The 15,058-nt window shown below is 36.1% G+C and carries 14 protein-coding genes and 1 tRNA gene; 9 read left to right on the top strand and 6 right to left on the bottom strand.

Going from position 1 to position 15,058, the window contains the following annotated elements; translation table 11 throughout:
• Positions 1–3 precede the first annotated feature (3 nt).
• From gmd to C1A06_RS04485, 3 genes are all read left to right on the top strand, one after another.
• Positions 4–1,155: a GDP-mannose 4,6-dehydratase gene (gene gmd / locus C1A06_RS04495; protein WP_101689044.1), complete on the top strand. Its 1,152-nt coding sequence runs from the start codon at positions 4–6 to the stop codon at positions 1,153–1,155.
• A gap of 22 nt (positions 1,156–1,177) precedes the next feature.
• Positions 1,178–2,269 carry a GDP-L-fucose synthase family protein gene (locus C1A06_RS04490; protein WP_101689043.1) on the top strand — a complete coding sequence of 364 codons (1,092 nt, stop codon included), beginning with the start codon at positions 1,178–1,180 and terminating at the stop codon, positions 2,267–2,269.
• 61 nt (positions 2,270–2,330) lie between these two features.
• Positions 2,331–3,518 (top strand): OmpA family protein, encoded by a 1,188-nt coding sequence (locus tag C1A06_RS04485; protein ID WP_101689109.1) that lies wholly within the window; start codon positions 2,331–2,333, stop codon positions 3,516–3,518.
• Positions 3,519–4,248: 730 nt separating this feature from the next.
• On the opposite strand, the gene rpsT is transcribed toward C1A06_RS04485, so the two are convergent.
• A complete protein-coding gene (gene rpsT / locus C1A06_RS04480; protein WP_101689042.1) occupies positions 4,249–4,500 on the bottom strand; it encodes a 30S ribosomal protein S20 in 252 nt (83 codons plus the stop codon).
• Between the two features lie 43 nt (positions 4,501–4,543).
• Positions 4,544–4,615, bottom strand: a tRNA-Glu gene (locus tag C1A06_RS04475).
• Positions 4,616–4,844: 229 nt separating this feature from the next.
• On the opposite strand from C1A06_RS04475, the gene C1A06_RS04470 reads away from it, so the two are divergent.
• A complete protein-coding gene (locus tag C1A06_RS04470) occupies positions 4,845–6,533 on the top strand; it encodes a M23 family metallopeptidase (RefSeq protein WP_101689108.1) in 1,689 nt (562 codons plus the stop codon).
• Between the two features lie 19 nt (positions 6,534–6,552).
• On the opposite strand, the gene C1A06_RS04465 is transcribed toward C1A06_RS04470, so the two are convergent.
• The gene (locus tag C1A06_RS04465; protein ID WP_101689041.1) at positions 6,553–7,386 is read right to left on the bottom strand and encodes a TerC family protein; all 834 of its coding nucleotides are present in this window, start codon (positions 7,384–7,386) and stop codon (positions 6,553–6,555) included.
• A gap of 178 nt (positions 7,387–7,564) precedes the next feature.
• Positions 7,565–7,762, bottom strand: coding sequence for a winged helix-turn-helix domain-containing protein (locus tag C1A06_RS04460; protein WP_101689107.1), 198 nt, complete (start codon positions 7,760–7,762; stop codon positions 7,565–7,567).
• A gap of 300 nt (positions 7,763–8,062) precedes the next feature.
• Here C1A06_RS04460 and C1A06_RS04455 point away from each other — a divergent pair, with 300 nt between their 5' ends.
• Genes C1A06_RS04455 through C1A06_RS04440 form a run of 4 tightly spaced genes read left to right on the top strand, consistent with a single transcriptional unit; the run spans position 8,063 to position 10,979 of the window.
• The gene (locus tag C1A06_RS04455; protein WP_101689040.1) at positions 8,063–9,001 is read left to right on the top strand and encodes an EamA family transporter; all 939 of its coding nucleotides are present in this window, start codon (positions 8,063–8,065) and stop codon (positions 8,999–9,001) included.
• 21 nt (positions 9,002–9,022) lie between these two features.
• Entirely contained in the window at positions 9,023–10,075 is a 1,053-nt protein-coding gene (locus tag C1A06_RS04450; RefSeq protein ID WP_101689039.1) for a DUF2027 domain-containing protein, read from the top strand.
• Between the two features lie 25 nt (positions 10,076–10,100).
• Positions 10,101–10,685, top strand: coding sequence for a hypothetical protein (locus tag C1A06_RS04445; RefSeq protein ID WP_101689038.1), 585 nt, complete (start codon positions 10,101–10,103; stop codon positions 10,683–10,685).
• Between the two features lie 15 nt (positions 10,686–10,700).
• Positions 10,701–10,979 carry a GNAT family N-acetyltransferase gene (locus C1A06_RS04440; RefSeq protein WP_101689037.1) on the top strand — a complete coding sequence of 93 codons (279 nt, stop codon included), beginning with the start codon at positions 10,701–10,703 and terminating at the stop codon, positions 10,977–10,979.
• A gap of 66 nt (positions 10,980–11,045) precedes the next feature.
• Here C1A06_RS04440 and C1A06_RS04435 read toward each other — a convergent pair whose 3' ends face one another.
• Positions 11,046–13,211, bottom strand: coding sequence for an alpha-N-acetylglucosaminidase (locus tag C1A06_RS04435; protein WP_101689036.1), 2,166 nt, complete (start codon positions 13,209–13,211; stop codon positions 11,046–11,048).
• A 52-nt stretch (positions 13,212–13,263) separates the two neighbouring features.
• Entirely contained in the window at positions 13,264–14,130 is an 867-nt protein-coding gene (locus tag C1A06_RS04430) for an NAD kinase (RefSeq protein ID WP_101689035.1), read from the bottom strand.
• 197 nt (positions 14,131–14,327) lie between these two features.
• On the opposite strand from C1A06_RS04430, the gene C1A06_RS04425 reads away from it, so the two are divergent.
• Positions 14,328–15,056 (top strand): pyridoxine 5'-phosphate synthase, encoded by a 729-nt coding sequence (locus tag C1A06_RS04425; protein ID WP_101689034.1) that lies wholly within the window; start codon positions 14,328–14,330, stop codon positions 15,054–15,056.
• Positions 15,057–15,058: the final 2 nt, after the last annotated feature.

The following is a 15,058-nucleotide window of genomic DNA, read 5'->3' as shown; positions in this document are numbered from 1 at the left end:
TATATGAAAAAAACTGCTCTAATAACAGGTATTACTGGTCAAGATGGAGCTTATTTAGCAGAATATCTAATTAAGCAAGGCTACATAGTACACGGAATAAAACGTCGTACATCTCTTTTCAATACAGATAGAATAGACCATATATATCAAGATCCTCATGAAGAAGATCGTAGAATGATATTGCATTATGGTGACATGACCGATAGTATGAATATTACGCGTATTATTGGCGATGTAAAGCCTGATGAAATATACAACCTGGCTGCAATGAGCCATGTTAAAGTCAGTTTCGATACGCCAGAATATGTTGCAAATGCTGATGGTATTGGTATGTTACGTATCCTAGAAGCTGTTCGTTTGTTAGATCTAACGAAAAAGACTCGAATCTATCAGGCATCTACATCAGAATTGTATGGTATGGTTCAAGAAGTTCCTCAGAAAGAGACTACACCTTTCTATCCAAGGAGTCCTTACGCTGTTGCGAAATTATATGCCTATTGGATAACAGTGAACTATCGTGAAGCTTATGGAATGCATGCTAGTAATGGGATCTTATTCAACCATGAGTCCCCTTTGCGTGGCGAAACTTTTGTCACTCGAAAAGCGACACGTGCAGTTGCTAAAATAGCGTTAGGCTTACAAGATACAGTTTATATGGGTAATCTTTCCAGTCAAAGAGACTGGGGACATGCCAAAGATTATATAAAAGCAATGCATTTAATCCTTCAGCAAGATAAAGGAGACGATTATGTAATTGCAACAGGGGTTACTACTTCTATTCGAGAATTTATCAAAATGGCATTTGCTGAAGCTGGAATATTTGTTGCTTTTAAAGGAGAGCAAGAAGAAGAAAAAGGCTTTATAATTGGTATTGAAGATTCGATATTCTCGAAGGTTGTAGGTGCTGAGCATCTTGATGCAATAAAAAAACGTATAGGTGAGGTGGTGGTTGGAGTAGATCCAGCTTATTACCGTCCAACTGAAGTCGAATTATTGATAGGTGATAGTTCAAAAGCCAGACGGGTCTTGGGATGGGAACCGGAATATGATTTGCAGAGACTTTGTCAAGAAATGGTTGTTTGTGATCTTGAATTGATGAAGAAAGAAGAATATTTGAAGAATGGCGGATATCGGATCTTGAATTATTTTGAATAACTTTTCACAGACATTTCGTAAGATGGATTATAATTCGAAAATATATATAGCAGGACATAACGGATTAGTTGGTTCTGCGATATTAAAAAACTTGAAGGATAAAGGATATAATAATTTTATTCTAAGAAGTCATGCTGAATTAGATCTAACAGACCAAGCTGCAGTTGCCCAATTCTTCTCAACGGAAAAACCGGAATATGTCTTTTTGGCTGCTGCCAAAGTAGGAGGTATTCTGGCAAACAATGTATATCGTGGTCAATTTATATATGAGAATTTGATGATTCAGAATAATGTGATCCATCACTCATATGTTAATGGTGTGAAAAAGTTAATCTTTTTAGGAAGCACATGCATATATCCAAAAGAAGCACCTCAACCAATGTCAGAGGACTCTTTACTGACATCTCCTTTAGAATATACAAATGAACCATATGCGATAGCGAAGATCGCCGGAATAAAAATGTGTGAAAGTTATAATCTTCAATATGGCACAAATTTTATCTCAGTAATGCCTACAAATCTTTATGGTCCTAATGATAATTTTAACTTAGAGACTTCTCATGTCTTGCCAGCTATGTTACGTAAGATATATTTGGGTAGTTGTCTGGAAAAAGATGATTGGGATGCTATATGTAAAGATTTGAATGATCGACCGATAGAAAAAATATCGGGAAGTTGTTCCGTGAACGAAATTTTGCGTATCTTAGCAAAGTATGGCGTACAGAAGGATACGGCAAGTGAGAAAGTTCGAGTAGAACTTTGGGGAACGGGTAAGCCTATGAGAGAGTTTCTTTGGAGTGAAGAGATGGCAGATGCTTCTGTTTTTGTGATGGAAAACGTTGATTTTCAGGATGTAATTGGTGGTTCCGGAACTGAAGAGGTAAGGAATACTCACATAAATATTGGTACAGGAAATGAAATCTCTATAGCAAATGTTGCTGATATTATAAAAAATATTGTTAATTTTGGAGGCGATATTTGGTTTAATAGCGAAAAGCCTGATGGAACTATGCGGAAACTGACAGATGTAACACTATTAAACAAGCTTGGTTGGAAATCGGCAATAGACATACAAACCGGTATATGTAGATTATATGAATGGTATAGGAGTTAATAAAACTTTATAATTATACAAATTAGATAAATATTTTTTAAATTAAATAATGATTATGGTTATGAAAAAGGTAAGTTTACTTTTAATTTTAGCTTTTGCGGCTCTTACGACAGCTTTTGCTCAAGAAGCAGGAACAAGCGTAAATGCAGGTCGTAAGACAACATTCGTTAAGAACGGATTTTGGGATAACTGGTTCATTGGAGCTGGTGCTTCTGCAAATATGTATTTTGGTGACAATGATGCTGATGCAGCTACTCATTCACGTGTGAACTTTATGCCAACTATTCAGGTTGGAAAATGGAATAGCCCACTTTGGGGTATCCGTGGAAAATTAGACGGTGGACGTCTTCATACTTTCTCTTCTGTAAACTCAGATGCAGATGTTATGCACAGAATGAACATGGTTAACGGACACGTAGATTTGATGTGGAACGTTACTAATACTTTCTTGAAATATAACTCAAAACGAGTTTATAACTTTATCCCTTATGCAGGTATTGGTTTCGCTTTTGGATGGAGACATAGTGCTAATTTCCAAAACCCAGAAGGTGTCACTCTTATGACAGGTAGCAAGAATGGCAAATCTGCGACAATTAACTTTGGTATCATCAATAGCTTCCGTCTATCTAATAGATTGAATCTGGATATTGAACTTTCTGGTGCATTATTGCAAGATAGATTTGATAAGAAAATCGGAGGAAAATACAGTGCTGATGGTATGGCAGGTGTTTCTGCTAGTGTAGTTTATAAACTTGGTAAAACAGAATTTACTGAAGCAATTCTTCTTGATCAAGACCTAATCGATGGCTTAAATGGTGAAATTAACAGACTACGTGCTGAAAATGCTGAACTTGCAAAACGTCCAGTTAATTGCCCAGAACAAGAAGTTAAAGTTATAACTAAAGAAGTTCCAGTTGGTGTTGCAGGTCCTAACAACTTCGTTGTTTTCCGTATCAACAGTGCTAACATCGATAGAGCTCAAGAAATCAATGTTTACAATGCTGCTAAATTCTTACAAGACAATCCTAACGCTAAAGTTAAAGTTGTAGGATATGCTGATAAGAAAACTGGTACTCCAGCATACAACGAAAAATTGTCTGAAAAACGTGCTAAAAACGTAGCGAATGCGTTGATCAACAAATATAGCATTGATAGCAACCGTGTACAAGTTGAGTGGAAAGGTGATTCAGTTCAACCATACTCTAACAACAATGCATGGAACCGTGTAGCTATCTTTATCATGGAATAATAATTCTGATAAGTTATCTATAATAAAAAAGGTCATCCGATATGGATGACCTTTTTTTATTATAATTTTTATTCTTAGTTTAGCTTATATTGAAGCTAAGTATATTTTGTCCTATGTTTGCTAGGCTTTTTTAAGGTTTGTGTGTTTTATTCTCTTCTTATGGCCTATGCGTTTACGGGTGTATTAGATTGTCCTTTTATTTAGTTGTAGAGAAATCACATTGCAAATATGTCTAATTACGGGCTGTATATGGGTGTGGTATGCGGTAGATATTAGAGTCTTAAAAATATTAAGTTTGGATTTTTAGAAGAGGTTGATAATTGCCAATTGAAGACGCTCTATTTGCTCTTCGATATTCACCTTTAATAGATCTTTTAATCTTATTGCGTGTAATGATAAATAATTTAGAAAGTGATGATGAGTAGGTGTAGGTAGGTAAGTATAATTATATTGGTATATGTGTTCTTTATGTACTCTGGGTGTGTGTATTGTTCTTCTGATTGTTTCGTATGATTAAGCTTGGGTGAGAGAGTTTAGCGAAGAAGCGGTATTTATTTGTGCGAAATGTTTGTGCTGGTTACTTATGTCTCAGTTTAAGTGTGTTGTATTATGGGGTAGATTTTTTATGTCCTGTTTGTATTCTTCTTTTGATGCTTGTTTACAGTCTATTTATATATGAAGAAAAGGATCGATTACAAATCGATCCTCTGTATTTTGATTCGTTTAATTCTTATAGAGAATTTACGTGAGCTGCAAGCTTTGATTTCAAGTTGCCAGCTTTGTTCTTGTGTATTACGTTTCTTTTTGCTAGTCTATCAAGCATAGAACATACAGAAGGATAAAGCTTAGTTGCTTCTTCTTTTTCTGTGATTGAACGTAATTTACGAACTGCGTTACGAGTAGTTTTAGCAACATATCTGTTTCTTAGACGTTTTGCGTCTGCTTGTCTTACTCTTTTTATTGCTGATTTGTGATTTGCCATTTTGACTAATCTGTTTTATATTTTCTAAAATCTTTTTCTTTAGTAGCCCATAGGGGAGTCGAACCCCTCTTTCCAGAATGAAAATCTGGCGTCCTAACCGATAGACGAATGGGCCATTCAGTTGAAACATTTTAGACTTTCGTCTCGACTCGGAAGTCGTTTTGTTTCCTGATTGCGGATGCAAAGGTATGCAATTTTTTAATACCTGCAAATGTTTCATGAAAAATTTTTCATTTTTCTTCGTTTTTTTCTTTTTGTTGAACTTGGCTCCCACACTCAAATACAAGCGAACTTATTGCATTTCAGCATCAAAAGTCATACTTTTGTTGGGTAAATAAAAAATGATGAAAAAGAAGATTTTTTTTGAACTAGTGTTTTTACTACTACCATTTGCTGTTATTGCACAAGAAGTTTATCGTTCTCCTTTGGATATACCTACCGTATTGAGTGCAAATTTTGGAGAGCTTCGTCCTAATCACTTTCACTCGGGGATAGATTTTAAAACGCAAGGGGTAATAAACAAACCAGTATATAGTATAGCAGATGGCTATATATCGCGTATATCTATATCACCTGGAGGTTATGGATTAGCATTATATATAATGCATCCGGCCACAGGTCATGAAAGTGTTTACGGACATTTGAATAAATTTATTCCTCAGATAACAGATTATATTAAGCAAAAGCAATACGAACAGAAACAATACAGAATTGATATACGATTGGATGAAACTGTATTTCCTGTTAAGAAAGGTGATCTAGTAGCTTATAGTGGGAATACTGGATCATCCGGAGGGCCTCATGTCCATTTCGAGATCAGAGACAGTAGAACTCAAAAGGCATTGGACGTGATTCCTTTTTATAAAGATAATATCAAAGATACAAAACCACCTCGAGTTCGAGGTATTAGTATTTATCCTATTCAGGGTGATGGAGTTTTGAACGGATCTTCATCGGTATTCAGGCAAAATGTCTCGATTGATAAAAGTGGAGGATATTCAGCATTAGATAAGAAGCTTTATGCTTGGGGTAAAGTGGGTTTTGGAATCTATGCGAACGATTATATGGACAATACCAATAATATTTATGGAGTAAAATCCATCAAGCTATTTTGTGATAATGAAGAAATATTTTCATTCAATGTTGAGTCTATTGATTTTGCCACTTCAAAAATGATTAATAGTTTGACCGATTATGATTATTGGTACAGAAAAAAGATATTTTATATGAAGTCATTTGTGGAGAAGGGGAATCTTTTAGATCTTTTTCAATTAAAGAATGATGGATATGTAGATGTCAATGAAGAGAAAGTTTATCTTATGCGTTACGATTTGGAAGATGTGCATGGTAATAAAAGTTCCTATTCTTTCGAATTAATTGGCAAGCGACAGGAAATCCCCGAACATCGTAGCTGTGCTCTATATATGACATCTGAACAGAATAATTACTATATAAATTCTGACTTTACTTTAATAATACCTCCTAATGCTTTATATGATGACTTGTGTTTTTCTCTGGAGAAGGTAAATTCGAGTGAATATAACTCTAAAATCTATAAAGTGAACGATCGGTATATTTCGTTGAAAAAAAATGCACGTATGAAGCTTAAATTGACTTCTGATACCTTGTCTAATAAAGATCAGTATGGGATAATATCAATCGATGGTAAAAGACCTGTTTGGGTTGGTGGTAAATATGCCGGTGGATTTGTTTCGGTCGAAATAAATAGGCTGGGGAATGTTTACGCAGTAACTACAGATACAGAATCGCCACTTGTTATTCCGATCAATAAAGATAAGTGGAGAACAAACAAGAAAATTCAAATAAAAGCTACAGATAATCTCAGCGGAATAGCTTCATATAATGGAACTATAGATGACGAATATGCTCTATTCGAACATGATATGAAATCGCCAATATATACTTACTATTTCGATAAGGATAGAATAGGGAAGGGGAAACATAAACTCGAATTTACAGTTATAGATGCAGCAGGTAATAAGGCTATATATAACTGCGAATTCGAGTTCTAATATTTTCTTAGGTAAACTACTATTTCTTGTCGTTCTCTATTAATTCATTATCATGGAATTTGACTGGTGAAGATTTTTTGCGAAGTTTCATGTTTAAGAACTCCACAAGTAGTGAGAATGCTATAGCGAAATAGATATATCCTTTTGGTATTTCTCCTACTACGCTTCCCAGTATCGAAATATTTGATAGATGTGCTGCTTCAACAAGTAGCATAACTCCGATTAACATAAGGAATGATAGTCCAAGCATTTGTATAGTTGGGTGCTCGTTGACGAATTTGCTGACAGGACCCGCAAACAATAACATTACTGTGACAGCTATAACAACAGCACTAACCATGATTGTCATTGCTCCTGCATATCCAAACTCATTCATACTTACCATTCCCACGGCAGTAAGAACACTATCCAATGAGAATACAATGTCTAGAGCTACAATTTGGACTATAACAGCAACGAAGCTGCTTTTTGCTTTTTTACTGCTTTCCGAATGATCTGCTCCTTCCAGTTTATGGTGTATTTCGGTAACACTTTTATAAAGTAAAAATAAACCACCGATCAGGATGATTAAGCTTTGCCCAGTAATAGCAATGTCCAGATGCTCACTGTCGAATGTGTAAATCGGTTTCGTTAGTTGCATTAAGAATGATATGCAGAATAGCAATGCGATACGGAATATCATTGCTAATATCAAACCAATACTCCTAGCTTTAGGCTGTTCATGAGCAGGAAGTTTAGATGACATGATAGATAAGAAGACAATGTTGTCAACTCCAAGAACAACTTCCAGAAATGTAAGGGTTAGTAGTGCTAACCAAGCTGAGGGTTCTAAAAAGATACTTAAAAAGTCCATGCTAAATTGTTATTATTTTCAACACGCAAAGGTAGAATATTTACGAATATCGCATCACGAAAATTAGTAAAAAAATATTGACCTCAAATGTTTGAAAAAGAGCTGTAAAAAAGCTCAAACTATCTTTTTAGTTTGAGCTTGAATTTTTTTCGATTAATTCACACTTATACAACGAAGATTAAAGTAGTGTTACTTCAGTATCGTCTTTTAGTTGATTAAATGCAATTTTACCTTCTCGTGCTAGCCATCCTAGCGCTGCAAATAAGTCTTTCTCTGTTAATTTACATGCTTTCTTCAACTCTTTTAGAGTTTTTTTGCCTTCTGCATCAAGGCATTTCCATACAAGGCCTGCGTTTGCTCCAATTTTTTCTTTCATAATAGTCATTATTTATGTTAATGGTGTTTTGTCTTGCAAAAATACGAATAATAAGCCTGATATAGAAACAATTTGCTCATAAATCATGCTGTTTGGTGGTTAATTTAGTATTAAATTCCTTCTTGTGATTATATATTAATATTTCGGAAAGCGTTATTGAATCAGCATTTGGATAGGGTTATTAGTATCCCTTTTTATTTTTCTATTCTTTCGAGTGTTATATGTACTAAATCTTGCTTTTTTCGTAATAAAGATCTAAAAAGAGTATCTTTGCAGTCTCAATTTGAGAATAAAAAAATAATGAACGAGAAACTGAAAGGTGGGATAATCGTATTTCTTGGGGCTGCGAGCTTCGGATTATTGTCCACAATTGTAAAAAATGCGTACGGAGAGGGTTATGATGTAGGACACATAACAAGCTCGCAATCATTCTTCGGAATGACTATCCTTTGGATATTATATTTTATCCAGTCGCGTACAATTTCAGTGAAGAAGAAAGATCTTGATTCGGAGCAATCTGAAGAAAACTCTAAGCCTAAAACTGCATATTGGAAAGTAATGTTTGCAGGAACATTTACCGGTCTGGTTGGGGTGTTTTATTACAAGTGCGTAACACTTATTCCGGCATCGATAGCAATAATTCTATTGATGCAATATCTTTGGATAAGTATTATATTGGATTATATCATTTATCGAAAACGACCAGTAAAGATTCAGTTGATAGGGGCGGCTTTCGTCCTCTTAGGTACAGTATTTGCCGGAGGTCTGTTTAAAGAATCGCTTGATGTCGATCCAGTCGGTATTGTATATGGCATGTTAGCGGCATTATGCTATGCTATATTCTTGCTAGCTAGCGGACGTGTAGGTACTGATCTGCCAGTATTCAAGAAAAGTGCATTAATGATAACCGGTTCATGCATTTTGACCTTTATTATTTTCCGACCTACATTCTTTTGGGATGGAATGCTGATTGATGGATTGTATAAATGGGGATTGATATTGGCCTTATTAGGTACTGTCATTCCACCGGCATTCTTTTCTTACGGAGTGCCTCGTACAGGAATAGCTTTGGGTACAATACTCAGTGCAGCTGAATTGCCAGTTGCGGTATGTAGCTCATTTTTTGTGCTTCATGAAGATGTCGACGCTTTGCAATGGTTGGGTGTAGCTATTATCTTCGGCACGATAATGATGACAAATATACGCTTCGGTAGAAAGAGAATAAAAGTAAAAAGTTAAGATAGAATATAATATAATTATATGAAAATAGGAGATAAAGTTCGCTTCCTGAATTCTGTAGGAGGAGGTGTTGTTAAAGGTTTTCAGGGTAAAGATATCGCAATTGTAGAAGATGAAGATGGATTTGATATCCCGATTCTGATTCGCGAATGTGTTGTGATTGCGCCAAATAATGATGCTCAAGTACGTCAACAACCTCAACAAGAGAAGATAGTAAATGAGATTTTAGCTGCTTACGAGCCATCTCGCCGAGAAGAGGTGTATATTCCAGAAGAAACTAAAGAAGGAGAACTTTTAAATGTTGCGTTAGCTTTTTTACCGATTGATCCTCGGAATATGTCGACAACCGGTTTCGAATCTTATTTGATAAACGACAGTAACTATTATTTGTCATATTCGTATTCGAGCAAAAGCGAAGAGGGTTGGACTTGTCGTCATGCTGGAGTGATAGAGCCAAATACAAAGCTTTTTATCGAAGAATTTGAAAAAGTTGATCTGAATGACCTAGAGCGTGTATGTTTGCAATTTATAGCATACAAGCAAGGGAAAGCTTTTGATTTGAAAAATTCTTATTCGATAGATTTGCGCATAGATACGGTGAAATTTTATAAATTGCATAGCTTTCAAGAAAATGATTATTTCGACGAAAATGCTTTAGTGTACTTGCTAGTGAAGAAAGATCTGGCTGGTCGCGAATTGAAAGTTTCGGCTGAAGATATCGAATTGGCTATGAAGGAGAAGAAAGAAATCGAACGCCGTCCTCGAATTCAGCCTGCTAAAAATGGTGCTCAGAAAAATGCGATAACTGAAGTTGATCTTCATATTGATCAGTTGCTTGATGATACAACGGGTATGTCATCTGCAGATATCCTGGAGTATCAGATGGATAAATTCAGAGAAGTGATGAATACCGCAAAGAGAGGAAATCGTATCGTGTTCATTCATGGGAAGGGCGACGGAGTGCTGAAAAAAGAATTATTGAAAGAGTTGAAAAATAAATATAAAACGGCTCACTATCAAGATGCTTCTTTCAGAGAGTATGGATATGGAGCTACAATGATAATTGTTAAATAAGATTACAAACTAATTCTAAAATTTTATGATTCGAAAAATATCAGTTTTATTGATAGTATTGGTGACTATGGTTAGCTGTGACTCGGCGCGACAAGGAATAGGTAGCGCGTATAACATGGTGAACTGTAAATATACCTATAAGTCTATCTCTGGCCTATCTGTTGGTGGTGCAAATTTCTCTAATGGATTCAATGCCGCATCTATTCTGTCTCTGACTAATTTGTTGACGGGAGGAAACAAATCGTCAATTCCGGTTAATTTTACTGTAAATATGAACGTAAACAATCCGAATGCAACAGAAGCAGCGTTGAGCGGATTGCAATATGTAATAAGTGTTGATAATGTTGAACTGACAACTGGTATAGTTAATAATGCTTTGAGCATTGCTTCAGGCGAGACTCAGATGTTGCCATTAAGCATAGGATTTGACTTGGCTACTTTTATGCAAGGAGAAAATAAGGATACGATGTTGAATGCTATAAAGAATATAGCAGGTATTGGAAGTAAGCAATCAAATATATCGGTTAAAATAAAACCGACATTTATGGTAGGGAATTATCCAGTGACATCACCTATTTATATTCCCGTAAATTTTACTATTGGTAAATAATAAATTATAACGACTATGGATTATCAGGTAATTTATAACGAACTTGAGCATCGATTCGAAGTGAAGATCGACACTCATATGGCTGTTGTCGAGTATCGCGATCGTGGCGATCATTGGGCAGTTGTTCATACATTTGTTCCACCTCATCTCGAGGGAAGAGGTATTGCAGGAGCATTAACAAAAACTTTGTTGGACTATGCGAAAGAGAATGGTATAAAAATTAAACCGGTATGTCCATATACAGTTAGCTATGTAAAGCGTCATCCGGAATACAATGATATACTAGTGGGATGAAACTAAAAGATTTGTAAATAACAAAGGGGGATATAATATTATATCCCCCTTTGTTATTGCTATTTATTAATAAGTGTTTTTTACATATTTATTGTAAATCTGCTTAGCAGTATTTACTGCCGAGTCTGATGGGGTAGAGGTGTAAGCATTTTTCTTATTAGTCCAAGCTTCATCCATCGCGAAGAAATCTATTTGATTTGTTTTTTCGCCATTCAAGTCTGCACACAGCTGATCGAAGAATGTTTTCCATCTAGGGTAATATACATCTTTCAATATACCCGCCCACTCTTTGTAAGCATAGTTTCCGAGCATATATTCACTCGTTCTATTGCCCCATACCGTGATTTGCGTACGGGCATTCCATTCGTATAAATCTTTTTCAGCTTTAGTTTGTCCAATTTTTCTAGCTTGGTTGATCCACGTGCCGAGCATAAATTCGGGACGAGTGTTTAGTAAAGTGTCTTGCGCAAGCATTAGATTTAAAAATTGTTGGCTTAATAAATCGAATTTTTGCTTGTCTTTAGCTCTGTAAGCTTCAGTTATATCTTTCTGAAGGTAGTAGGCTTTGTTGGCTATTGTCTGCCGTACAATATCTATCAAATCATACTCAAAATTATTATTGCCTTTGTATATTTCGGCTACTGATAGCATTTTTTTAGCAGCTAATCTGACAGAGTCGGTATTATAGAATGGTTCGGTTTTTGAACAGCATGAAACATTTGTTATATCAAGTTTTGGAGTTGCGGCAAAAACGCTTTCTGTCGTGCCTTCTTGTGTAGATTGGGGAGGGCAGTTGTAGACTGTTTTTGATAATATTTCCCATGCTTCTTGAATTGTTTTATCCTTTTTTCCGTATCTGGCAATAGTATAATTATCGAGCCATTCTTTGTATGAAATTTTTTCTTTTCTCCAGGGCAATTCATATAATAATTCGAACATTACTGGGTTGTTTTCTATGGCTTCCATTGTGGCGCCAACACCTCGCAGGTTCACACCTTTTTTACTTTTTACAGCTTCGTAGTAATAGTTGATCAACGATTCCATCTTACCGTGCATCCCAGTTCTTCCACCGAAATTGAGTAGCATACAAAATATCCAATCCTGATCTCCATATCCATCTGGACGATACCATGATGACCACTCCATCCCCCACATGGGACGACTTTCGCTGAAAAGATCAAGAACGAGTAAATCTCCTTTTTCTATAATGTCTATCATCTCTTGGCGAGGATTAGTTTGCCATGCTTGTGCTACCCAAATAGCTTCGGGATTTGCTCTCTTGATTGCGCTATGCATTGTTCTTATAGCTAATGGCAAATCAACACCTTCCGTACTGCCACCTTCGTGAAAAGGATCGACTGCGTAATATTTTGCTTTGCCGTAAAGATGCTCCAATTCCTGATAATACATATCCGATATTTTGTTGAAATAGGGTTCCGTTGGTTGGATAAAGGCTGGTCGAGGAAATCCACACCAATCTCCGGTTCCGGATATATTGATGTCTAGTTTCTCATTGATATTGTGTGGAACCATACCTGCATACCCAGGCAACACAGGTTCTATACCATATTCAGACATTCTTGACAGAATGTTCTTTTGTAATGCTTCTTGTTGTTTATACCAATTGTCAGGATTAGGCCCTCCCCATCCCTCTAAGTTATTCATATGCCACCAAGCAAGAAATCCTGATCCTGCAATAAAAGAGTTGATTTCTTCCTTTGTGTAATTGAGTTTGCTTAATAAATTGTGCCATACCGTTTCAGTTCCAGTAATTGCTAAAGAGAGATTGATCCCGTGCAGGGCCATCCAGTCTATTTCTTTTTCCCATCTATCCCAATCCCAAAAAGCCATTGAGTAAGAAAAGGTACAGTAGTTGAGATAATATCGTAACTGTTGAGTCGTTTCGTGCCGTTCTTTGCTTGTTACAGGAGGAAGTGTATCAGGCAGCTTTGCAGACATTCCATTCCATGAAAGATGTATATTGGCATGATATTTCAGGTACCAATTGATACCAGTAGCAATGCTTACGTATGAATTGCCTCTGACTACAACTTTTTCATCCTTCTGATCTAACTCGAAGTAATCGATATCAGTTTTGTTTTCCTTTATTTCTATTTCAAATTTAGAGGAAGCTCCTTTATCGATCCGTTCCAATAGTCCGATTATTGGATTCGCTTTCAGACTGTAGCATACAACAAATGAGCATACAATAATTAGTAGGGTCTTTTTCATTTATGTGATATTATAAGATTAGTAACACTAAGTATATGTATTGATAAAAAAATTATAGGTTTCTCGAATCAGCTCCCCACATTAACTTTTCACGCAAGGTGTTGAAGAATGTCTGATTAAGACGTTTCACAACTTTAAGCGAGTATTCTGCTTTCGAAATTGTAAGTCTCGTTCCAACAGGACATATTTCGGAGCGACCATCCAATGATATAAGAAAACTACCACTTCTACTAGCTACATCAAGTGTTATCTCACAGTCATCGTCAACTACCAGCGGACGTGTAGTTAGACTGTGAGGTGCAATGGGGGAAATAACAAAGTTGGAGCTAGTCGGAGTCAAAATTGGGCCGCCAACGCTCATCGAATATGCAGTCGACCCGGTTGGAGTTGCTATGATTAATCCATCGGCTTCGTACGAATTCAGATAATCGCCATTAACGATTGCATGGATGGTTATCATTGATGCTGTATCTTGCTTCAGAATTGCAATTTCATTCAGAGCACAATTGAATCCGCTAAAACATTTGTTCTCTGTTGATAAATTTAAAAGGCTACGTTTCTCGATGCGATATTTTCCATATACTATATCTTCAAGAGCAATTTCTAATTCAGTATCGCCTACATCGGCAAGGAAGCCTAAACGCCCTGCATTAATACCAAAAATAGGAATGTCTTTTTGTCCTACTTTCAGAGCTGTACGTAGAAATGTACCATCACCGCCGATGCTAATCGCCATATCTGCATCGAAATTGTCATCTTTGATCGTTTCGTTAATGTTGTTTTTTATTCCAAGAGATTTAATATGCTTGTAGAAATTGTCTTGAATAGCAATTTCTACTTCATGTTTGTTTAAGATTTCAAACATACGGGCAATTCGATCTATTTTACTGTTTCGACTTCCAAATATCGCTACTTTCATCTTCTTATTATGGGGTGATTTCTTAATCCTGATTTATAATTATAAGGGCCTTTTTATATTAAGTTTTAACTTAAAAAGAAATATTTAAGAATCTATATTCCTTACTTTCGTTAAATCATAGTACATTTGTACACTTCGATTAGCCCAATACAAATTTGGGGAAAACTTTTGGAATATATATTTATTAATAGAGATAAATGACAAAGCTGAGTGTAAATATCAATAAAGTTGCTACGATACGTAACGCACGTGGAGGTAATACTCCGGATGTAGTGAAATTTGCTATGGATTGTGAACGTTTCGGAGCAAATGGTATTACTGTTCATCCCCGTCCGGATGAGCGCCATATACGTTTCAAAGATGTGTATGATTTGCGTTCGCGAGTGACTACCGAATTCAATATAGAAGGTTATCCGTCTGCAAAATTTATCGAGTTAGTAGTTAATGTGCGTCCAACACAAGTAACTCTAGTCCCTGATGCGCCAGACGCTATCACTTCGAATGCTGGATGGAATACGGAAGAGCATCTGACGCTTTTGTCGGAAGTAGTGGATAAGTTTCAGGAATCAGGTATCCGAACATCAATCTTTGTAGATCCCGATCCGAAGATGATAGAGTACGCTGCAAAGACGGGTACAGATCGTATAGAACTGTATACTGAGCCTTATGCTACTCTTTATCCAAGAAATAAAGAAGAAGCTTTGGCTCCATATCTAGAAGCTGCTACTTTGGCGAAAAAATTAGGATTAGGTTTGAACGCAGGACATGATTTAAGTCTTGAGAATCTTTATTATCTATACAAAAATATTCCATGGATGGACGAGGTGTCGATCGGTCATGCCTTGATTAGCGATGCGCTTTATTTAGGCATTGAAAATACTATTGCAGCATATCAAGACTGTTTGAAGCTGAAAGAGGAAGAATAATA

This window comes from Dysgonomonas massiliensis, from assembly GCF_900240225.1.
GTDB lineage: Bacteria > Bacteroidota > Bacteroidia > Bacteroidales > Dysgonomonadaceae > Dysgonomonas > Dysgonomonas massiliensis.
This window is presented reverse-complemented; position numbering and strand designations above follow the sequence as displayed.